Below are 17,538 nucleotides of genomic sequence, written 5' to 3'. Positions count from 1 at the left end.
ACTATCTGTCCCGCCGCTCCGCGTATTCAAGCCAGACTCAGGTGCCTCGACAGCAACGTCGGCGGCCGTCGGTGTGAGCTGTGAGCGGGTCAGCCGGTCGCCGGCGAGTTACCCATGTGCTAACGAAATCAGCTGTCACCTCTTATTGACGAGATCAGGTTGTCGGTGCCTCGGTGCACACTGATGCCATGGCTCAGTTCTCCCCCGCTACCCAGGAGTGGTTCGACGGCGCCTTCCCGGCGCCGACGTCGGCTCAGCTGGGTGCGTGGGCAGCGATCGCGGCGGGCGAGCACACGCTGGTGATCGCGCCGACCGGGTCCGGCAAGACGTTGTCGGCGTTCCTGTGGGCGATCGATCAGCTGGCCACCCGGCCGAAATCGCCGGAGCGGGCCGGGACGTCGGTGTTGTACGTCTCACCGCTCAAGGCGCTCGCGGTGGACGTGGAGCGCAATCTGCGGGCCCCGCTGGTGGGTGTGACGCAGACCGCCAAGCGGCTCGGGCTGGATCCGCCGGAGATCACCGTCGGGGTGCGATCCGGAGATACCAGCGCGTCCGAGCGCCGGACGATGCAGCGCACGCCACCGGACATCCTGATCACCACGCCCGAGTCGCTGTTCCTCATGCTCACCTCCGCGGCCAAGGAGACGCTGCGGAACGTGGGCACGGTGATCGTGGACGAGGTGCACGCGATCGCCGGGTCGAAGCGCGGCTCGCATCTGGCGCTGTCGCTGGCCCGGCTGGATCAATTGACCACAACGCCTCGCGACGACTCGATGAGTGGTAGCGAGCCGGCGCGTCCCCCGCAGCGAATCGGCTTGTCCGCCACGGTGCGGCCGCCGGACGAGGTCGGCCGGTTCCTGGTCGGCAACGCGCCGATCACCATCGTCTCGCCGCCCGCGCCGAAGACCTTCGACCTGTCCGTCCGGGTGCCGGTGGCGGACATGACCGAACCCGGCGACTCCGATCAGCCCGGCTCGATCTGGCCGCACGTGGACGAGGCGATCGTGGATCTGGTGCTGGAGCACCGGTCCTCGATCGTGTTCGCGAACTCGCGCAGGCTGGCCGAACGGCTCACCGCGCGGCTCAACGAGACCTACGCGACCCGCCTCGGCGAAGCGGTGGAGACCGAGCACAAGCCGCCGGCCCAGCTCGGCGCGGCGACCGAAGTGATCCACGGTGCGAGCCCGCTGCTGGCCAGGGCGCACCACGGATCGGTGAGCAAGGAGCAGCGCGCCTACATCGAGGACGACCTGAAGAGCGGGCGGCTGCGCTGCGTGGTGGCGACCAGCAGCCTCGAGCTCGGGATCGACATGGGCGCGGTCGATCTGGTGGTGCAGGTGGAGGCGCCGCCGTCGGTGGCGAGCGGGTTGCAGCGGGTCGGGCGGGCCGGGCATCAGGTCGGCGAGATCTCGCGCGGGGTGCTGTTCCCGAAGCACCGCACCGATGTCATCCACTGTGCGGTGGCCGCGCAGCGGATGACCGCCGGGCAGATCGAGTCGATCCAGATTCCGGCGCATCCACTGGATGTGCTGGCGCAGCAGACCGTGGCGGCGTGCGCGCTCGAGCCGATCGATGTGGACGCCTGGTTCGACCTCGTGCGCGGCACCGGAAGCTATGCGGCGCTGCCGCGTTCGGCGTACGAGTCGGTGCTGGATCTGCTGGCCGGCCGATACCCGTCGGACGAGTTCGCCGAGCTGCGGCCGCGATTGGTGTGGGACCGGGACGCGGGCACGCTCACCGGGCGGCCCGGCGCGCAGCGCCTCGCGGTGACCTCGGGCGGCGCGATCCCCGACCGGGGTTTGTTCGCGGTCTACATGGTCGGCGAAAAGGCCTCCCGGGTCGGCGAACTCGACGAGGAGATGGTCTACGAGTCGCGGGTCGGCGACGTGTTCGCACTCGGCGCGACCAGCTGGCGGATCGAGGACATCACCTTCGACCGGGTGCTGGTGACGCCCGCGTTCGGGCAACCGGGCCGGCTGCCCTTCTGGCACGGCGACGGGCTGGGCCGTCCCGCCGAACTCGGCGGCGCGCTCGGCGAATTCGTGCGGAAGGCCGGCCAGCACCCGGAGAATCTTGAAAAACTCACCTCGGCCGCCGGTTTAGACGCGTTCGCCACCGCGAACCTCGGCAGCCTGCTGGCCGAGCAAAACACCGCGACCGGACATCTGCCCACCGACAAAACGCTGGTGGTCGAGCGATTCCGGGACGAACTCGGCGACTGGCGGCTGGTGCTGCACTCCCCGTACGGGCTGCCCGTGCACGCGCCGTGGGCGCTGGCCATCGGCGCGCGGCTGCGCGAACGGTTCGGCGTCGACGTCGCGCCGAACGCCTCCGACGACGGCATCGTGGTGCGGCTGCCGGACACCACCGACGACCCGCCCGGCGCCGAGCTGTTCGTCTTCGAACCCGACGAGATCGACGACATCGTCACCGAACAGGTCGGCGGCTCCTCGCTTTTCGCGTCCCGCTTCCGCGAGTGCGCCGCGCGCGCCCTCCTGCTGCCGCGGCGCGATCCCGGCAAGCGCGCACCGCTGTGGCAGCAGCGGCAGCGGTCGGCGCAGCTGCTCGACGTGGCCCGGAAGTTCCCCGACTTCCCCATCCTGCTGGAGACGGTGCGCGAATGCCTGCGCGACGTCTACGACCTGCCGTCGCTGCGCGACCTGCTCGGCCGGGTGGCACGCCGCCAGCTGCGCCTGGTCGAGGTGGAGACCGCGACGCCGTCGCCGTTCGCCAATTCCCTGCTGTTCGACTACATCGGGCAGTTCATGTACGACGGGGACAGCCCGCTGGCCGAGCGCCGCGCGGCCGCGCTGTCGCTCGACTCGGGGCTGCTCGCCGAGTTGCTCGGGCGGGTGGAACTGCGTGAGCTGCTGGACGGCTCGGTCATCGAGCAGACCGAGCGGGAGTTGCAGCGGCTCACCCCGGAACGCCATGCCCGGGATGCCGAAGGTCTGGCCGATCTACTGCGGCTGCTCGGCCCGCTGACCGCCGCCGAGGCCGCCGAACGTTGCGTCGACGAGCCAACCGACTGGTGTGCCGAGCTGGTGAAATCACGCCGCGCACTGGAGGTTACGTTCGCCGGACAGCGCTGGTGGGCGGCCGTGGAGGACGCGTCCCGGCTGCGCGACGCGCTCGGCGTCCCGCTGCCGATCGGCACTCCGGCGGCCTTCATCGAACCCGTCGCCGATCCGCTGGGCGATCTGGTCGGCCGGTTCGCGCGCACGCACGGACCGTTCGGTACCGAGGCGGTGGCCGCCCGCTTCGGCCTCGGCACCGCCGTGGTCGCCACCGCACTGCACCGGCTGATCTCCGAGAAGCGCATCGTGGAGGGCGAATTCACGCCGGGTGCGGCGGGTTCGGAATGGTGCGACGCGCAGGTGCTGCGCCGGTTGCGCCGGCGCTCGCTGGCCGCCGCGCGGCACGAGGTCGAGCCGGTTTCGACGGCCACGTTCGGCCGGTTCCTGCCGGCCTGGCAGCACATCGGCACCGGTGAACTGCGCGGGGTCGACGGCGTCGCCACTGTCGTGGAACAGCTTGCGGGCGTGCCGATCCCGGCCTCGGCGTGGGAGTCGCTCGTCCTGCCCGCCCGGGTCCGGGACTATTCCCCCGCCATGCTGGACGAGCTGATGGCCACCGGCGAGGTCCTCTGGTCCGGCCACGGGTCGATCACCACCAAGGACGGCTGGGTCGCGCTCCATCTCACCGACCAGGCCCCGTTCACGCTGGCGCCGCCCGACGACATCGAATTGTCCGAGGTACAGCTGAACTTGCTCAACGCGCTCGGCGCCTCCCTCGCCCTCCCGGCCGCCGCGGAAACCCCGATACCGGTGCCGCACGGCGGTGGCGCGTACTTCTTCCGGCAGCTCTCCGATGCGACCGGATTGCTCGACGACACCCAGGTGGCGGCCGCACTGTGGGAATTGGTCTGGGCCGGAATGGTTTCCGGTGACACGTTCGCGCCGGTGCGGGCCATGCTGACCGGCACCGCGCGCACCACCACCGCCCATCGGACGCCGCGCCGGGCACCACGCGGCCGGGCGTATCTGCCGCGACCGAGCATGCCCAGCCGATCCGGTCCGCCCGCGGTGGCGGGGCGCTGGTCGCTGCTGCCCGAGCGGGTGGCGGACAACACCGTCCGGGCGCACGCGACGGCGGACATGCTGCTGGAACGCTACGGCGTGCTGACCCGGGGGTCGGTGCAGAACGAGGGCGTGCCCGGCGGTTTCGCGCTGATGTACCGGGTGCTCACCGAGTTCGAGGACCGGGGACGTTGCCGCCGTGGGTATTTCATCGATTCTCTAGGCGGCGCCCAGTTCTCCACCACCGACGTGGTGGATCGGCTGCGGTCGTTCGACGGCGAACGTAGCCGGCCCGGCGATACCCGGCCGCAGACCGGGAAGGCGCTCGCGTTGGCGGCGTGCGATCCGGCGAATCCGTATGGCGCCGGCCTGGCCTGGCCGAAAGGTGACGGCGACGGCGGACATCGACCCGGCCGAAAGGCCGGCGCGCTGGTCGTTCTCGTCGACGGCGAGCTGGTGCTCTACCTCGAACGCGGCGGCAAGACCCTGCTCACCTTCACCGAGGACCCCGACGCCCGCCGAGCCGCGGCCGGTGCCCTGGCCGACCTGGTGCACCATCGCCGCGTCGACTCCCTCGTCATCGACCGAGTCGACGGGGAAACCGTGCACGGCAACACCTTCGCGGGTTTCCTGACCGAAGCGGGCTTCTCCGCCACACCCCGCGGACTGCGCCTGCGGAGCCGCCCATGAACGGCTCGCGTTCGACCGGCCCCGGAATGCGCCATGCCTGAAGGGGACACGGTCTACCTTGCCGCCGCGCGACTCCGCGCGGCGCTGGAAGGTAAGACGTTGACCGCCAGCGACTTCCGCGTGCCGCGCTACGCGACCGTCGACCTGCGCGATCAGGTCGTGGAGAGCGTCGGCAGCTACGGCAAGCACCTGTTCATCCGGACACCCACGGTCACCATCCACAGCCACCTGAAAATGGAGGGCACCTGGCGGATCTTCCACTGCGGCCAGCGCTGGACCAAGCCGCGGGTGACCGCCCGGGTGGTGCTGCGCACGGACGAGGTGGAGGCCGTGGGGTTCTCGCTCGGCAAGGTGGAGGTCCTGCGCCTGGCCGACGAGCACACCGTCATCGATCACCTCGGACCCGACCTGCTCGGCCCGGATTGGGATGTGGCCGAAGCGGTCCGGCGACTGGAGCGATATCCGGAGCAGTCGATCGGCGGCGCGCTGCTGGACCAGCGGAACCTGGCCGGCGTCGGCAATGTCTTTCGCAGCGAGATCTGCTTCCTGCGCCGCGTCCATCCGGCCACCCCGGTCGGCCAGGTGCCCGACCTGCTCGCGCTGGTGAACGAGGCCCACCGGCTGCTCACCGAATCGGTCCGGAAACCACCGCGGCGCGAGTTGATCTACGGCCGCGCCCGACGGCCCTGCCAGCGCTGCGGCACCACCATCGTGACGCAGTTGTTCGGCGAACCCGCACCCGCCTCGGACCGGATGGCTTACCGCGAGCGCGGCATCTACTTCTGCCCCCGCTGCCAGCCGGTCCCCGGCAACTGAACAACGGACCGCTTCCCGCCAGCGGCCGAATCCCGCGAGAAAGTCCGTCGCGCGACCAAGCCGTTTGGTTCGCCGCACCGAATCAATTGTGCAACCGGACCAACCGCTCGGCGTGCCCACCGGCTATTACCCGCCCACCACTGTAATTTGCCACTCAGTTGCTAATGATCGGTGCGCTCGGCACGACTACATCCGTGGCAGTCACGACACAGCACAGGAGCAGGCCATGACGACGGTATCGAGATCGGGCAGACGACCGCTCCTCGCGATCGCCAACCGCCTCTTCTTCGCGGCGCTGGCCACCATGGCCACCGTGCTGTTCAGTTACCTGCTGCTGCATCCGAATTCGAATGCCCACACGCCGAAGGCGCCGCACCCGGCGATCTCCACGGAGTCGCCGCGACCTTGACGAACCGAGCCCTCCCCACCTAACTTACGGGATGTAAGTTATCGAGGAGCGCGGCATGAACGATCCCCGGCAGTATGTGGTCATCGGCGGCGGACTGGCCGGCCTCGCGGCCGCGGTCTGGCTGGCCGAAGCAGGCAAGCAGGTCACCCTGCTGGAACGTCGCGGCCGGCTCGGCGGGCGCACGCACGCCATGCGGGTCGACGCGGTCGACGACCCGCCGGACAACGGCCAGCACGTGATCGCCAGCGGCTACCACCACCTGTTCCGCTACCTCACCAGCGTCGGCACCCGCCGATACGTCGCCTTCCCGCACCATGCCACGCTGCGCTGGCCCGACGGCCGCAGCGTCACCATGAGCACCAAGGGTCTCGGCGCGCTGCGCACACTGGCCGGCGCACACCCCGACGCCACCGCGATCGAACGCGTCCGCGCCACCGTCGCCACCCTCAGGCTCGGCTGGCAATGCCTGCACCAGCCGGCCGACCTGCCCGGCCTGACCACCGAGCAGTGGTTCAACCGCGTCGGCATGCCCGCGAAAGCCCGTGAGGCACTCTGGGATTGGCTCGCTCTCGGCGTCGCCGCCGAACCGGTGCAGCAGGAGTCGGCGAAGGTGCTCGCCGACGTGATGGCCACCGGCATCCGCCTCGGCATCAAACACCGGCGACCAGCCACCATCGGCTACCCGACCACCGATCTGGACACCCTCTACATCACCGGCGCGCTGAAAGTCTTTGCGCGGCACGGGGTCGAGGTGCGGCATCGCGCTGTCGCCCGGCGAGTCCATATCGCCGACGGCCGGGTCACCGGGGTGGCACTGGCCGACGGAGCCACCGTCCCCGCGGACGCGGTGGTGTGCGCCGTGCCCAACTCCAACATCAACGGCCTGCTCGACGACCTGCCCGAGCATCCCGAAATCTACGCTGCCGCAGATAAACTCGGCTACACCCCGATCGTCAGCACCAACCTGTACCTGGACCGCCCGCTCGGCACCACCGCCGAATTCGAGGCACTGATCGGCGGCAACGGCGTGATCGACGAGGTCTTCGATCGCCAGCGCATGACCGGCCGCAAGACCGACCGGGCCTGGCTCTACTGCCTGACCACCAGCGGCGCGTACGAACAGATCCACAAGACCAACGAGGAGATCGTCGCGGAGCAAATCGACCTGCTCCGTCGCTACTACCCCGCCGCCGAAACCGCGAAAGTGATTCAGGGACACGTAGTTCGGATGCCGAAGGCGACCTTCTCCCAGGTGGTCGGCACGCACGCGCTGCGCCCCGGCCAGCGCACCTCGGTGCCGACGCTGGTGCTGGCCGGCGACTGGACCGCCACCGACTGGTCCGCGACCATGGAAAGCGCAGTACAGAGCGCGGCCAGGGCGGTCGATCTGCTGCTTGCGCTACCGTCGGTGCGGTGAGCACGGATCGCGCCACGTCCCCATACGTTGCCCAGCCCTCGACCGGCCGGCCGGCGCCCAAGCGCCGGATGTCGGCGGCGGACCGGCGGGCTCAGCTGCTAGACGTCGCGCGCGACATCGTGGCCGCCGACGGCTTCGGCGCGGTCAGCATCGACCGGGTGGCACGCGAGTCCGATGTCGCCCGCGCGCTGGTGTATCAGCAGTTCACCGACCTGTCCGGACTGATGACCGCGCTGCTCGACCGGGAGTCGGCGATCGCACTGGCCGGGGTCGGCAGCGTCGACTGGTCCGAGGCGGTCGAGGTGGACCAGGTCGGCCGGGGCATTCTCGCCTACCTGCATGCCGCCCCGACCAGTTGGCGGATCATCCTCAGCCCGCCCGACGGCGGCCCGCCCGATCTACGCGACCGGCTCGAACTCGGCCGGTCCTACGCGCGGGCGATCGGCGCGCGGCACCTGTCCCGCTACGCGGGCGTCACCGTCGACCCGGACGGCCCGACCGAGCGGATCCTGCTCGCCGCGATGGAGGAGCTGGCCAGGCTGCACCTCACCGATCCGGAGCAGTACCCGGACGAACTGGTGCTGCGCTATCTGCGTTCGCTGGTCGGCTGGGCGATGCGGCTGGAAGCACCGCACTGAGCTGCGGCGTCTCCCTGCCTCACGAAAATCTCACGGACAGTTCGGTTTCCTACTCACCAGGCGCGGATCCCGCGCCGGGGAGAAAGGAAACACCATGAAGATCAGCACCCTGCTCGCGGCCGTCGCGCTCTCGGCAGGCCTCGTCGCCGGAGGGTCGGCGGTGGCCAATGCGGAGACGATCTACGTCGGCACCTACGGCACCGAGGCGGCCTGCCGGGCGGACGGCGCGAACGCCCCCGCGCACCCGGATTGGAAGTGGTGGGAGTGCCAGCAGACGCCGACCGGTGAGTGGGATCTGTACTACTCCACGAACTGATCGTCGCGGCGCCGGACCGCAATCCGGCCTGTTCCGATCCGTCATCCCGACGGTCGCCCGGGATGACGGATCGGTCCTGTTCGAAATGACCTATTCTCTGATCTCGTGCGTGTGCTGGTGGTCGAGGACGATGAGGGTCTCGGCAATGAGGTCGTCGCCGGGCTGCGCTCGGCGGGTTTCGCCGTCGACCTGGCCTACCGGCTCGCGGACGCGGACCTGAAGATCGCCGTCAACACCTACGACGTGCTCGTCGTCGACCGCGGCCTGCCCGACGGCGACGGCCTGCACCTGGTCGCCGCGCAACGCGCCGCGGGCCAGCGGGTGCCGGTGCTGATGCTCACCGCACGCGACGGATTGGCCGACCGGATAGCCGGATTCGAGCACGGCGCCGACGACTACCTGGTCAAACCGTTCGCCCTGCCCGAGCTCGCCGCCAGGGTGCGCGCGCTCAGCCGCCGGCGCGAACATCCCGCGCCGGCCCGCCTGGTCCTGGGCGATATCGATATCGACCTGCCGCGCCGGCGCGTGCAACGCGCGGGCATCCTGCGCTCGCTGACCCCCAAGGAATTCGCCGTGCTCGAGCTGCTCGCCACCCGCGCGGGCAGCGTGGTCTCGCGCACCGAGCTCATCGAGTGCTGCTGGGACGAGATGGCCGAGCCCGCCTCGAACGTGGTGGACGCGGTGATCGCACAGCTGCGGCGCAAACTCGGGCCGCCGCAGGTGATCGAGACCGTGCGCGGCACCGGCTTCATGATCGGAAGTGCACCATCCGCCCGCTGATCCCCGGGACCGCCACGGCGCCCGGCCGCTTCGCGAACGCCCAGCCCGCCGTGGCCAGGCTGCGCCGCACCCGTTGGCTGCTGACCGCCCTCATCACCGTCATCACCGCGACCTGCCTGGTCATCCTCGGCGTCCTCGCCGCGACCATCGATGCCCGCTCGCGCCACAACGCCGTCGACAACAGCCTCGACCGGGTGGTGACCGGACTCTGGCGCAGCATCGACTTCGACCCCGACACCCAGGCCATCGACCTCGCATTGGTCGAACGCGACGACCTGGCCAACGGCGAGACCGCGGTCATGATCGTCACCAACGACGACAACGGGCACTGGCGCGAGATCTACGGGCACCTGCGTTCCTGGCTGCCGTCGAGCAATGGCGCGGAGGCCCTGGCCGACGATGCCGTGCGGGCCACCGGAATCGTCTTCCAGGACAGCTACGACAGCGCGGGCCGTCCGGTGCGGTTGGCGGCCACGCCGATCTTCTGGGACGACACGACAACCCGGGCGGTCGTCGTCGCGGGGACGAATCCCGGCCGGGTGGACCGTGATCGGGCACTGCTCCTGTGGGCGCTGTTCGTCGGCGGGCTCACCCTGGTCGTGCTGTCCGCCCTTGCCGCGCATGCGCTTTCGGGGCGAAGCATGCGTCAGGCGCTGCTGCTCGTCGAGGAGCAGGAACGGTTCCTCGGCGACGCCGCGCACGAATTGCGCACGCCGCTGACCACTTTGGGCTTGGTCACCGCCCCGCGCCGGCGCAACCCGCACGAGGTGGAGCGGGCGCTGGCCGACGCGGGTGAGCTGGGGACGCGGATGGAGCGGATCGTGGCGGGCCTGCTCGCGCGGGCCAGGATGCAGGCGGGGGTGACGACGATGGAGCGGGTGCAGTTGCTGCTCGATCAGCTCACCGAGTCGGTCGCCGAGGAGTTCAAGGCGAATGTGGTTGTGCACAGCAGTCCCACGGTGGTGGTCGGCGACCCGAACCTGCTCGGCCTCGCGGTGCGCAACCTGATCGAGAACGCGATCACGCACGGCGCGATCAATCCCGGTGCGCCGGTGGAGGTGCACGTCGCGGAGGGGCGGGTCACCGTGCGCGATCACGGTGCGGGATTGAACCCGCAGCTGTCGAGCAATCCATTCGCGCGCGGCGTCACCGGCGGACGCGGCAGCGGCATCGGGCTGGCGCTGGTGGCGTGGATCGCCGAATTGCACGGCGGCACCGCGACTATGGAGCCCGCGCCGGGCGGCGGCACCCTCGCGACCATCGCGCTGCCCCCGCCCGGTCTCGCCTGACTACCGGTTCGCCTGCCGCACTTCCTTGTTCGGCACGCCGTCGGCCGGCACCGGCTCCAGAATCTCCGGGCGCGGTTCCGGGGCCGCGATGCGCAGCGCGTCGGCGGAGTTGTCATCGGGCTGGGTCTGCGAACGGATCTCCGCCTCGACCCGGGCGCGGTAAGTCGTTACCTCCCGCTCGATTTCGGCGGCGTCCCAGCCGAGGATCGGCGCGACCAGCTCGGCCACCTGGGCGGCGCAGTCGGCGCCGCGGTCCGGGAACTCGATGGAGATCCGCATGCGCCGGGCCAGGATGTCGTCCAGGTGCAGCGCGCCCTCGGCCGCGGCCGCGTACACCGCCTCCACCTGCAGGTACGACGGCGCGGCGGTAATGGGTTGCAGCAGTTCGGGTTTGCCGTCGGCCAGGGCCATCACCTCGTCGATCAGCGAGCCGTAGCGGTCCAGCAGATGCTTGATCCGGTACGGGTGCACGCCGTATTCCTCGGCCAGCTGCACCGTCTGATTGACCAGCGCGAAATAACCGTCGGCGCCGAGCAGCGGCACCTTCTCGGTGATCGACGGCGAGACGCGAGCCGGAATGTCCTGCGCCGCTTCGTCCACGGCGTCGTAGGCCATCACCCGGTAGGTGGTGTACTTGCCACCCGCGATGCTGACCAGACCCGGCGCGACGCGCGCGACGGCGTGTTCGCGGGACAGCTTGGAGGTCTCGTCGCTCTCCCCCGCCAGCAGCGGGCGCAGGCCGGCGTAGACACCGTCGATGTCGTCGTGGGTGAGCGGGGTGACCAGCACCTCGTTGACCCGTTCGAGCAGATAGTCGATGTCGGCCTTGGTCGCCGCGGGGTGGGCGAGGTCGAGGTTCCAGTCGGTGTCGGTGGTGCCGATGATCCAGTGGGTGCCCCACGGGATGACGAACAGCACCGAGGTCGGGGTGCGCAGGATGATCGCGGCGTCGCTGACGATGCGGTCGCGCGGCACCACGATGTGCACGCCCTTCGACGCCCGGACGTGGAAGTGACCGCGCTGGTGGGCCAGCGCCTGCACCTCGTCGGTCCACACGCCGGTCGAGTTGATCACCACGTGCGCGCGGATGTCGGCGGTGCGGCCGTCCTCGCTGTCGCGCACCTGCACGCCGACCACCCGGTCCGCCTCGCGCAGGAAGCCGACCACCTGGGTGGAGGTGCGGATCACCGCGCCGTAATGCGCAGCGGTGCGGGCGACGGTCATGGTGTGGCGGGCGTCGTCGACCACCGTGTCGTAGTAGCTGATGCCGCCGATCAGCGCGCCGCGCTTCAGGCCCGGGGCCAGGCGCAGTGCCCCCATCCGGGACAGATGCCGTTGGCCGGGAACGGATTTGGCGCCACCCATGGTGTCGTAGAGCATCAGTCCGGCCGCGACATACGGGCGCTCCCACGCGCGGTGGGTGAGCGGGTAGAGGAAGCGCAGCGGCTTCACCAGGTGCGGCGCCAGCGCGGACATGGCCAGCTCGCGCTCCTTCAGCGCCTCGCGGACCAGGCCGAACTCCAGCTGCTCCAGATAGCGCAGGCCGCCGTGGAACATCTTCGACGACCGGCTCGACGTGCCGGAGGCGAGGTCACGGGCCTCGACCAGGGCGACCTTCAGCCCACGGGTGGCCGCGTCCAGCGCGATGCCCGCGCCGACCACCCCGCCGCCGATCACGACCACATCGAAGTGGTCCTTGCCGAACCGCTCCCAGGCCGTCCTGCGCTGCTCCGGACCGAGGAACTGGGATTCCGGTTTCTTGGTCATGCTCGAACTCCTCCAGCCGCGGGTCGACGACGTAGTGGTCTTTATCGGGCATTCGATCGAGCTGCTCTGGCTACAGGCTATGCCAGTGGCCGCGGATCTCTTCGACCACGGCCTCGCTCGTGTCGTGCGGCACTACTCGTCGGTAACTGACATCGACCCTAATCGAGCGGCCCGCGGACGGCGATGTGATCCGCGACCCGCACCCGCGAACGCCACAATCGGCCACACCGGGGCGTGGGTTTAGTAACCTGCACGAATGCGTCGCTATGTGGCCGCCATCGACCAGGGCACGACTTCGAGTCGGTGCATCGTCTTCGATCGGCAGGGGCGCGTCGTCGGCGTGGCCCAGCGAGAGCACGAACAGATCTTCCCGAAACGGGGCTGGGTCGAGCACGATGCCGAAACCATCTGGAAAAACACCGAATTCGTGCTCGGCGAGGTGCTGAAGCAGAACAAGCTCAGCAGCGACGACATCGCGGCGGTCGGCGTCACCAATCAGCGCGAGACCACCGTGGTGTGGGATCGCGCCAGCGGCAAGCCGATTCACCACGCCATCGTCTGGCAGGACACCCGCACCGACCGGCTGACCACCGAACTCGGCGGCGACATCGGGCCGGCCCGCTATCAGGAACGCACCGGCCTGCCGCTGTCCACCTACTTCGCCGGGCCCAAGCTGCGCTGGATCCTGGACAACGTCGAGGGCGCGCGCAAGCGGGCCGAGGCGGGTGAGCTGTGTTTCGGCACCATGGACAGCTGGGTGCTGTGGAACCTGACCGGCGAGCACATCACCGACGTCACCAACGCCTCGCGCACCATGCTGATGGATCTGAATACCCGGCAATGGGATTCGGAGATCTGCGCGGAATTCGGCGTACCGGAGTCGCTGCTGCCCGAAATCCGTAGCTCCTCCGAGGTTTACGCGGAGATCACCTCCGGACCGCTGAAGGGCATCCCGGTCGCGGGCATCCTCGGCGACCAGCAGGCGGCCACCTTCGGCCAGGCCTGCCTGTCCCCCGGCGAGGCCAAGAACACCTACGGCACCGGCAATTTCATGCTGCTCAACACCGGAACCACCCCCGTGGTCAGCAAGCACGGGCTGCTCACCACCGTCTGCTATCAGCTCGGCGACGAGCCGGCCGTGTACGCACTGGAGGGCTCGATCGCGGTCACCGGCTCACTGGTGCAATGGTTCCGGGACAACCTGGGCATCATCTCCTCGGCCGACGAGATCGAACCGCTGGCCCGCAGCGTCGAGGACAACGGCGGCGCCTACTTCGTGCCGGCGTTCTCCGGGCTGTTCGCGCCGCGCTGGCGGCCGGACGCGCGCGGTGTCATCGCCGGGCTCACCCGGTTCGTGAACAAGGCCCACCTGGCGCGAGCCATCTTGGAGTCCACCGCTTTTCAGACCCGCGAGGTGGTCGACGCGATGCGCGCCGACGCCGAATCCGAACACCTCGACCTCGAACTGACCACCCTGAAGGTGGACGGCGGCATGGTCGGCAACGACCTGCTCATGCAGTTCCAGTCCGACATCCTCGACGTACCCGTGGTGCGCCCCGTGGTCAACGAGACCACCGCGCTCGGCGCCGCCTACGCCGCCGGCCTCGCCGTCGACTATTGGTCCGGCACCGACGACATCCGCGAGAACTGGGCCGCCGACAAGACCTGGGAGCCGACGATGTCCGCCGAGGACCGCGACGAACACCTGAAGTCCTGGAACAAGGCCGTCGAGCGCACCTACGACTGGGCCGACTGACTACCCGGCCGCGCGGGCCAGACGGTCGATGGCCTCGGTCAGGATCGCGGCGTCGGCGGTGGTGAAGCACATGCGCATCGAGTTGCGGTAGCCGCCGTCGACGGCGAAGGCGGAGCCCGGGACGTAGGCGACACCGGCCTCGAGGGCGCGGGGCAGCAGCGTCTGGGTGTCGGTGCCGTCGGTGAAGTCGGCCCAGACGAACATGCCGCCGGTCGCGTCGGTGCACTGGATGCGGTCGCCGAATCGGGCGCGCACCGCGTGCACCAAGGCCTTCGCGCGGGTGCCGTAGACGGTGCGGACGTTGTCGACATGTGCGGTCAGCCAGGTCTCGTCGGCGAGCAGGTCGGCGGCGATCTGCTGGGTCAGCGCCGAACCACAAAGGTCCGCACCCTGTTTCAGCAATTCCACCGCGCGGCACACCGAGTCCGGGGCGACCATCCAGCCGACGCGCAGCGAGGGCGCGAGGATCTTCGAAGCACTGGATAGTCGAATCACGTTGCGGGAGTAGGTCGCCACCGGAGCGGGCGCGGGGTGGTCGAACCACAGCTCGCCGTACGGGTCGTCCTCGATCACCCAGAAGCCGTGCGCGTCAGCGAGTTCCGCGAGCCGGGCGCGGCGTTGCGGGCTCATGGTCACGCCGCCGGGATTGTGGAAGTTGCTCACCGTGTGCACCACGGCGGGGCGTTCGCCGCGCGCCAGCAGCTCCGCGAGCACATCGGTGCGCATGCCCTCGGCATCGAGCGGCACCGCGACGATCCGCGCGCCGGCGGCCCGAAAGACCTGGAGCGCACCGACATACGCCGGATCCTCGACGACGACCAGCGCGCCTGGGTCGAGCAGCACCTCGGCCAGCAACGACAGCGCCTGCTGCGAGCCGTGCGTCACGAAGACCTCGTCGAGGTCGACCGCCCGGCCCAGCCGAGCCGATTCGCGTTCGGTGAGCACCGCGCGCAGCGGCCGCCAGCCCGGCGACTCGGTGTATTGCAGGCAGGCCGCGCTGCTCAGCGCCGCGTCCGCCGCGGCGGCGATCCGCTCGCGCGGCATCAGCTCCGCATCGGGCAACCCGCCGGCCAGGCCGATGATCTCGGCGCGCGTGGTGAGCTTCAGCAGGTCACGAATCGCCGAACTCTGCAGACCGCCGAGCTTGGCCGCGAGCGGTGGGATGGTCGGCGACATGGAAACCTCCGAACGGACGCCAAGGGGACGCGAGATCTCACTGTCCCACAGCGTTACCAGGATATGAAATTACTTTCTCACTATCTGAGACTATTCACCGCGCTTGTCGATCGAGTACAGCAGGTTCTTGCCGTCCCGCAGCACCGTGGTGATGGTCTGCGGATAGAGCTGCTCGGTCCCGTCGGGCCGGAATTCGCGCAGGTCGACCGCGTAGGTGCCGGTGGCCAGTTCGGAAATCTTCAGGCAGTGCGTGGTGCCCTTGGGCACTTGCTCATCGATGCCCTTCTGGATGACGTCCGCGGGCGACACGTTCAGTGTGTCGTCGGCGACGAACTTGCGGGCATTCACCCCGCTGCGCAGCACATAGAAGGCGTACTGGAAGCCGAGAATCGCGCCGGGCCCGGAGTTGGTGTCGCCATTGCCGTTGCCGACGGTCACCTTGCCGTCCTTGCTGATGCTGGTCGGGCAACTCAGCCCGGCGCTCGTGCTCGCCACGGGCGGGGCCGGGTTGTCGTTGCCGCTGTCCTTGGACACCATGATGACGGTCACCGTCAGCCCGACCAGGATGACCACCGCGAGGAGGCCGGCGAGCACATTGCGCCCGGTGTGCGAGCCGGATTTGCGCACCGGGGCCTGCGGGGCGGCCGGCGTGGCCGGGGTCAGCATCTTGGCGATCGGATCATCCGACCAGGACAGGCTCGGCGAGGTCAGCGGCGGCGGCTTCGGCACGCTGCCGGTATCGGTCGGGCGGGTCCACCACGAGTCCTTGTCGGCGTCGGCGGCCTGCTCCCGATCGACCGGCGGCACCCGCGGCGGAACCGGCGGCGTGGGCCGCGGCTCGGGGAACGACGTCGAGTCCGGTGCCCGGTACTGCGGTGCGGGCGGCGGGGTCGGGCCCGAATCGGCGGCGGGCCGCCAGACCAGTTCGGGATGGTCACCCGTCTGCTCCGTCGTCTGCCAGCGCGGACCGGTATCCCCCATGGGCGGGCCGAATTCCGAAACCGGCGGACCGAATTCCGAGACGGGAGGTCCGAATTCTGAGACAGGCGGGCCGAATTCACCCACCGGGGGGCCGAAATCCGACGCGGACTGGTCGTCGGATTCCTTCTCCCTCGGATCACCCTCGGAGGTCACACCCAATCCTTTCCCCAAGACACGCGTATGGGGCGGTCGTGAACGACCGCCCCACCCGTCGAATCAGCCCCAGTCAGTCTCAGTACTGGAGTGAACCACCCCACTGGGTGGTGACACCACCCACGTCGACCGTTTGCGGAGCGAGATCGCCCGGCTGCAGCGGAAGTTTAACCTGCGCGGCCGCTTCGAGCGCCGCGGCGCCGCCCGGCTGTTCCTTGATCCAGTCCTCGACCGCCGCCTTGGCCAGGTTGGCCTGGGTGGTGTCGAACACGGAGATCGTCTTGTTGTCGGCCAGGCCGACGCCACCGGTGTAGGTGGTTACCTTGACGGTGTTGGCGTCGACGTATTCCACCGACACACCGGCCTCACCGGCGCCGGCCGGGGTGCGGTACCCGATGGTGCCGACGTAGCCGGACTCGTTGTTGAAGTGGTGCGTGTTGGCCACGTAGCCCGGCAGCACCGCGCCGCCGTCGACGTTCGCGCCGATCTCCTGGTGCGGACCGGTCATCTCGACGACCGGCGCCGGCGGGGCGGCCTGCAACTGCGGAGACTGCCAGCGCGGCTGCTGCTGCGGCTGGATCAGCGTCTCCGGCTGCTGGGCCTGGTTGTTCTGATCACCCGGCGTGGTCTGGGTGCCCGGAGCGCTCGGCGCGGTCTGGGTACCCGGGGTGCCCGGCGTGGTCTGCGTGCCCGGCTGCGCGGGCGTGGCCGCACCCGGCTGACCGGGCTTCTGCTCACCCGGCTGATCCGGCACGATCGCGGGCTGCGGCTGATTCGACTGACCCGGCACCGGCAGCGGCGCGACGCGCGGGGTGGTGACACCCGGCTGGGTCGGCTGGGCCAGCTTCGGATCCTTGTTCGGATTCGGCATGACCGGATCCGGCGTGTTCACGCCCGGCTGCCCCGGCGTGGTGACGCCGGGCTGGCTCGGCGGCTGCTGCGGATTGGTCGGGCCCGGCGTCGCGGTGCCCGGGCTCGGTGGCGTCTCCGGGTTCACGACTCCCGGCTGGGCCGGCGAAGGACTCGGCGGCGCGGTGGTGGGAGGAATGCTCGGATCACCAGGAGCGGCCCCCGCCGGCGCGGCCAAGAGAGAGGCCACAGCGGCCGCGGCGGCCAGTGGCAACGAGGTGCTCGCCATCGCTCGCTGCGCCCGACTCGGCTTACGATGTTTCACTTTTCGTATTCCCTTTCCCGGGTGTGACCTGGAGTTCAGTCACACTCAGTTGTCTCTGACGAGACGCCCGGTCGCCGAACGACGCGAAGGTCGTTCG

13 protein-coding genes are annotated in these 17,538 nt (G+C 69.8%); 9 read left to right on the top strand and 4 right to left on the bottom strand.

Annotation, left to right across the window (positions count from 1 at the left end):
• Nucleotides 1-188: 188 nt before the first annotated feature.
• The 8 genes from ACFYO1_RS38505 to ACFYO1_RS38470 all read left to right on the top strand — a co-directional run bounded on the left by ACFYO1_RS38505 (nt 189) and on the right by ACFYO1_RS38470 (nt 10,434).
• Entirely contained in the window at nt 189-4,769 is a 4,581-nt protein-coding gene (locus ACFYO1_RS38505; protein WP_387242756.1) for an ATP-dependent helicase, read from the top strand.
• A gap of 33 nt (nt 4,770-4,802) precedes the next feature.
• On the top strand, nt 4,803-5,585 hold the full coding sequence (locus tag ACFYO1_RS38500; RefSeq protein ID WP_387242753.1) for a DNA-formamidopyrimidine glycosylase family protein: 783 nt from the start codon (nt 4,803-4,805) through the stop codon (nt 5,583-5,585).
• A gap of 226 nt (nt 5,586-5,811) precedes the next feature.
• The gene (locus ACFYO1_RS38495) at nt 5,812-5,994 is read left to right on the top strand and encodes a hypothetical protein (RefSeq protein WP_364738150.1); all 183 of its coding nucleotides are present in this window, start codon (nt 5,812-5,814) and stop codon (nt 5,992-5,994) included.
• Nucleotides 5,995-6,049: 55 nt separating this feature from the next.
• Nucleotides 6,050-7,411 (top strand): hydroxysqualene dehydroxylase HpnE, encoded by a 1,362-nt coding sequence (gene hpnE / locus ACFYO1_RS38490; protein ID WP_387242750.1) that lies wholly within the window; start codon nt 6,050-6,052, stop codon nt 7,409-7,411.
• A 68-nt stretch (nt 7,412-7,479) separates the two neighbouring features.
• Nucleotides 7,480-8,049 (top strand): TetR/AcrR family transcriptional regulator, encoded by a 570-nt coding sequence (locus ACFYO1_RS38485; protein ID WP_387243189.1) that lies wholly within the window; start codon nt 7,480-7,482, stop codon nt 8,047-8,049.
• 94 nt (nt 8,050-8,143) lie between these two features.
• Nucleotides 8,144-8,365 carry a hypothetical protein gene (locus ACFYO1_RS38480; protein WP_378714895.1) on the top strand — a complete coding sequence of 74 codons (222 nt, stop codon included), beginning with the start codon at nt 8,144-8,146 and terminating at the stop codon, nt 8,363-8,365.
• A gap of 105 nt (nt 8,366-8,470) precedes the next feature.
• Nucleotides 8,471-9,145 carry a winged helix-turn-helix domain-containing protein gene (locus ACFYO1_RS38475; RefSeq protein ID WP_387242746.1) on the top strand — a complete coding sequence of 225 codons (675 nt, stop codon included), beginning with the start codon at nt 8,471-8,473 and terminating at the stop codon, nt 9,143-9,145.
• A gap of 50 nt (nt 9,146-9,195) precedes the next feature.
• Complete coding sequence (locus ACFYO1_RS38470; RefSeq protein ID WP_387242743.1) at nt 9,196-10,434, top strand: sensor histidine kinase; 1,239 nt, start codon at nt 9,196-9,198, stop codon at nt 10,432-10,434.
• Here ACFYO1_RS38470 and ACFYO1_RS38465 read toward each other — a convergent pair whose 3' ends face one another.
• The gene (locus ACFYO1_RS38465) at nt 10,435-12,201 is read right to left on the bottom strand and encodes a glycerol-3-phosphate dehydrogenase/oxidase (RefSeq protein ID WP_387242740.1); all 1,767 of its coding nucleotides are present in this window, start codon (nt 12,199-12,201) and stop codon (nt 10,435-10,437) included.
• Nucleotides 12,202-12,457: 256 nt separating this feature from the next.
• On the opposite strand from ACFYO1_RS38465, the gene glpK reads away from it, so the two are divergent.
• Nucleotides 12,458-13,957, top strand: coding sequence for a glycerol kinase GlpK (gene glpK, locus ACFYO1_RS38460; RefSeq protein WP_387242737.1), 1,500 nt, complete (start codon nt 12,458-12,460; stop codon nt 13,955-13,957).
• Here the strand turns inward: glpK and ACFYO1_RS38455 are convergent, their stop codons facing one another.
• The 3 genes from ACFYO1_RS38455 to ACFYO1_RS38445 all read right to left on the bottom strand — a co-directional run bounded on the left by ACFYO1_RS38455 (nt 13,958) and on the right by ACFYO1_RS38445 (nt 17,405).
• The gene (locus ACFYO1_RS38455) at nt 13,958-15,133 is read right to left on the bottom strand and encodes a PLP-dependent aminotransferase family protein (RefSeq protein ID WP_387242734.1); all 1,176 of its coding nucleotides are present in this window, start codon (nt 15,131-15,133) and stop codon (nt 13,958-13,960) included. It abuts the gene before it with no gap.
• 90 nt (nt 15,134-15,223) lie between these two features.
• A complete protein-coding gene (locus ACFYO1_RS38450) occupies nt 15,224-16,114 on the bottom strand; it encodes a hypothetical protein (RefSeq protein ID WP_387242731.1) in 891 nt (296 codons plus the stop codon).
• Between the two features lie 232 nt (nt 16,115-16,346).
• A complete protein-coding gene (locus ACFYO1_RS38445) occupies nt 16,347-17,405 on the bottom strand; it encodes a hypothetical protein (RefSeq protein WP_387242728.1) in 1,059 nt (352 codons plus the stop codon).
• Between the last annotated feature and the right edge of the window lie 133 nt (nt 17,406-17,538).

Origin of the sequence: Nocardia sp. NPDC006044, assembly GCF_042871115.1 — a bacterium.
Lineage (GTDB): Bacteria > Actinomycetota > Actinomycetes > Mycobacteriales > Mycobacteriaceae > Nocardia.
The sequence above is the reverse complement of the archived record's forward strand: the minus strand, read 5'-3'. Positions and strand labels throughout refer to the sequence as shown.

Bases quoted from the DNA above. Each gene is read 5' to 3' on its own strand.
- ACFYO1_RS38455 (WP_387242734.1), bottom strand. From the start codon at position 15,133: ATGTCGCCGACCATCCCACCGCTCGCGGCCAAGCTCGGCGGTCTGCAG.
- glpK (WP_387242737.1), top strand. From the start codon at position 12,458: ATGCGTCGCTATGTGGCCGCCATCGACCAGGGCACGACTTCGAGTCGG.
- ACFYO1_RS38480 (WP_378714895.1), top strand. From the start codon at position 8,144: ATGAAGATCAGCACCCTGCTCGCGGCCGTCGCGCTCTCGGCAGGCCTC.
- ACFYO1_RS38495 (WP_364738150.1), top strand. From the start codon at position 5,812: ATGACGACGGTATCGAGATCGGGCAGACGACCGCTCCTCGCGATCGCC.
- ACFYO1_RS38465 (WP_387242740.1), bottom strand. From the start codon at position 12,201: ATGACCAAGAAACCGGAATCCCAGTTCCTCGGTCCGGAGCAGCGCAGG.
- ACFYO1_RS38505 (WP_387242756.1), top strand. From the start codon at position 189: ATGGCTCAGTTCTCCCCCGCTACCCAGGAGTGGTTCGACGGCGCCTTC.
- ACFYO1_RS38500 (WP_387242753.1), top strand. From the start codon at position 4,803: ATGCCTGAAGGGGACACGGTCTACCTTGCCGCCGCGCGACTCCGCGCG.
- ACFYO1_RS38485 (WP_387243189.1), top strand. From the start codon at position 7,480: ATGTCGGCGGCGGACCGGCGGGCTCAGCTGCTAGACGTCGCGCGCGAC.
- ACFYO1_RS38445 (WP_387242728.1), bottom strand. From the start codon at position 17,405: ATGGCGAGCACCTCGTTGCCACTGGCCGCCGCGGCCGCTGTGGCCTCT.
- hpnE (WP_387242750.1), top strand. From the start codon at position 6,050: ATGAACGATCCCCGGCAGTATGTGGTCATCGGCGGCGGACTGGCCGGC.
- ACFYO1_RS38450 (WP_387242731.1), bottom strand. From the start codon at position 16,114: ATGGGGGATACCGGTCCGCGCTGGCAGACGACGGAGCAGACGGGTGAC.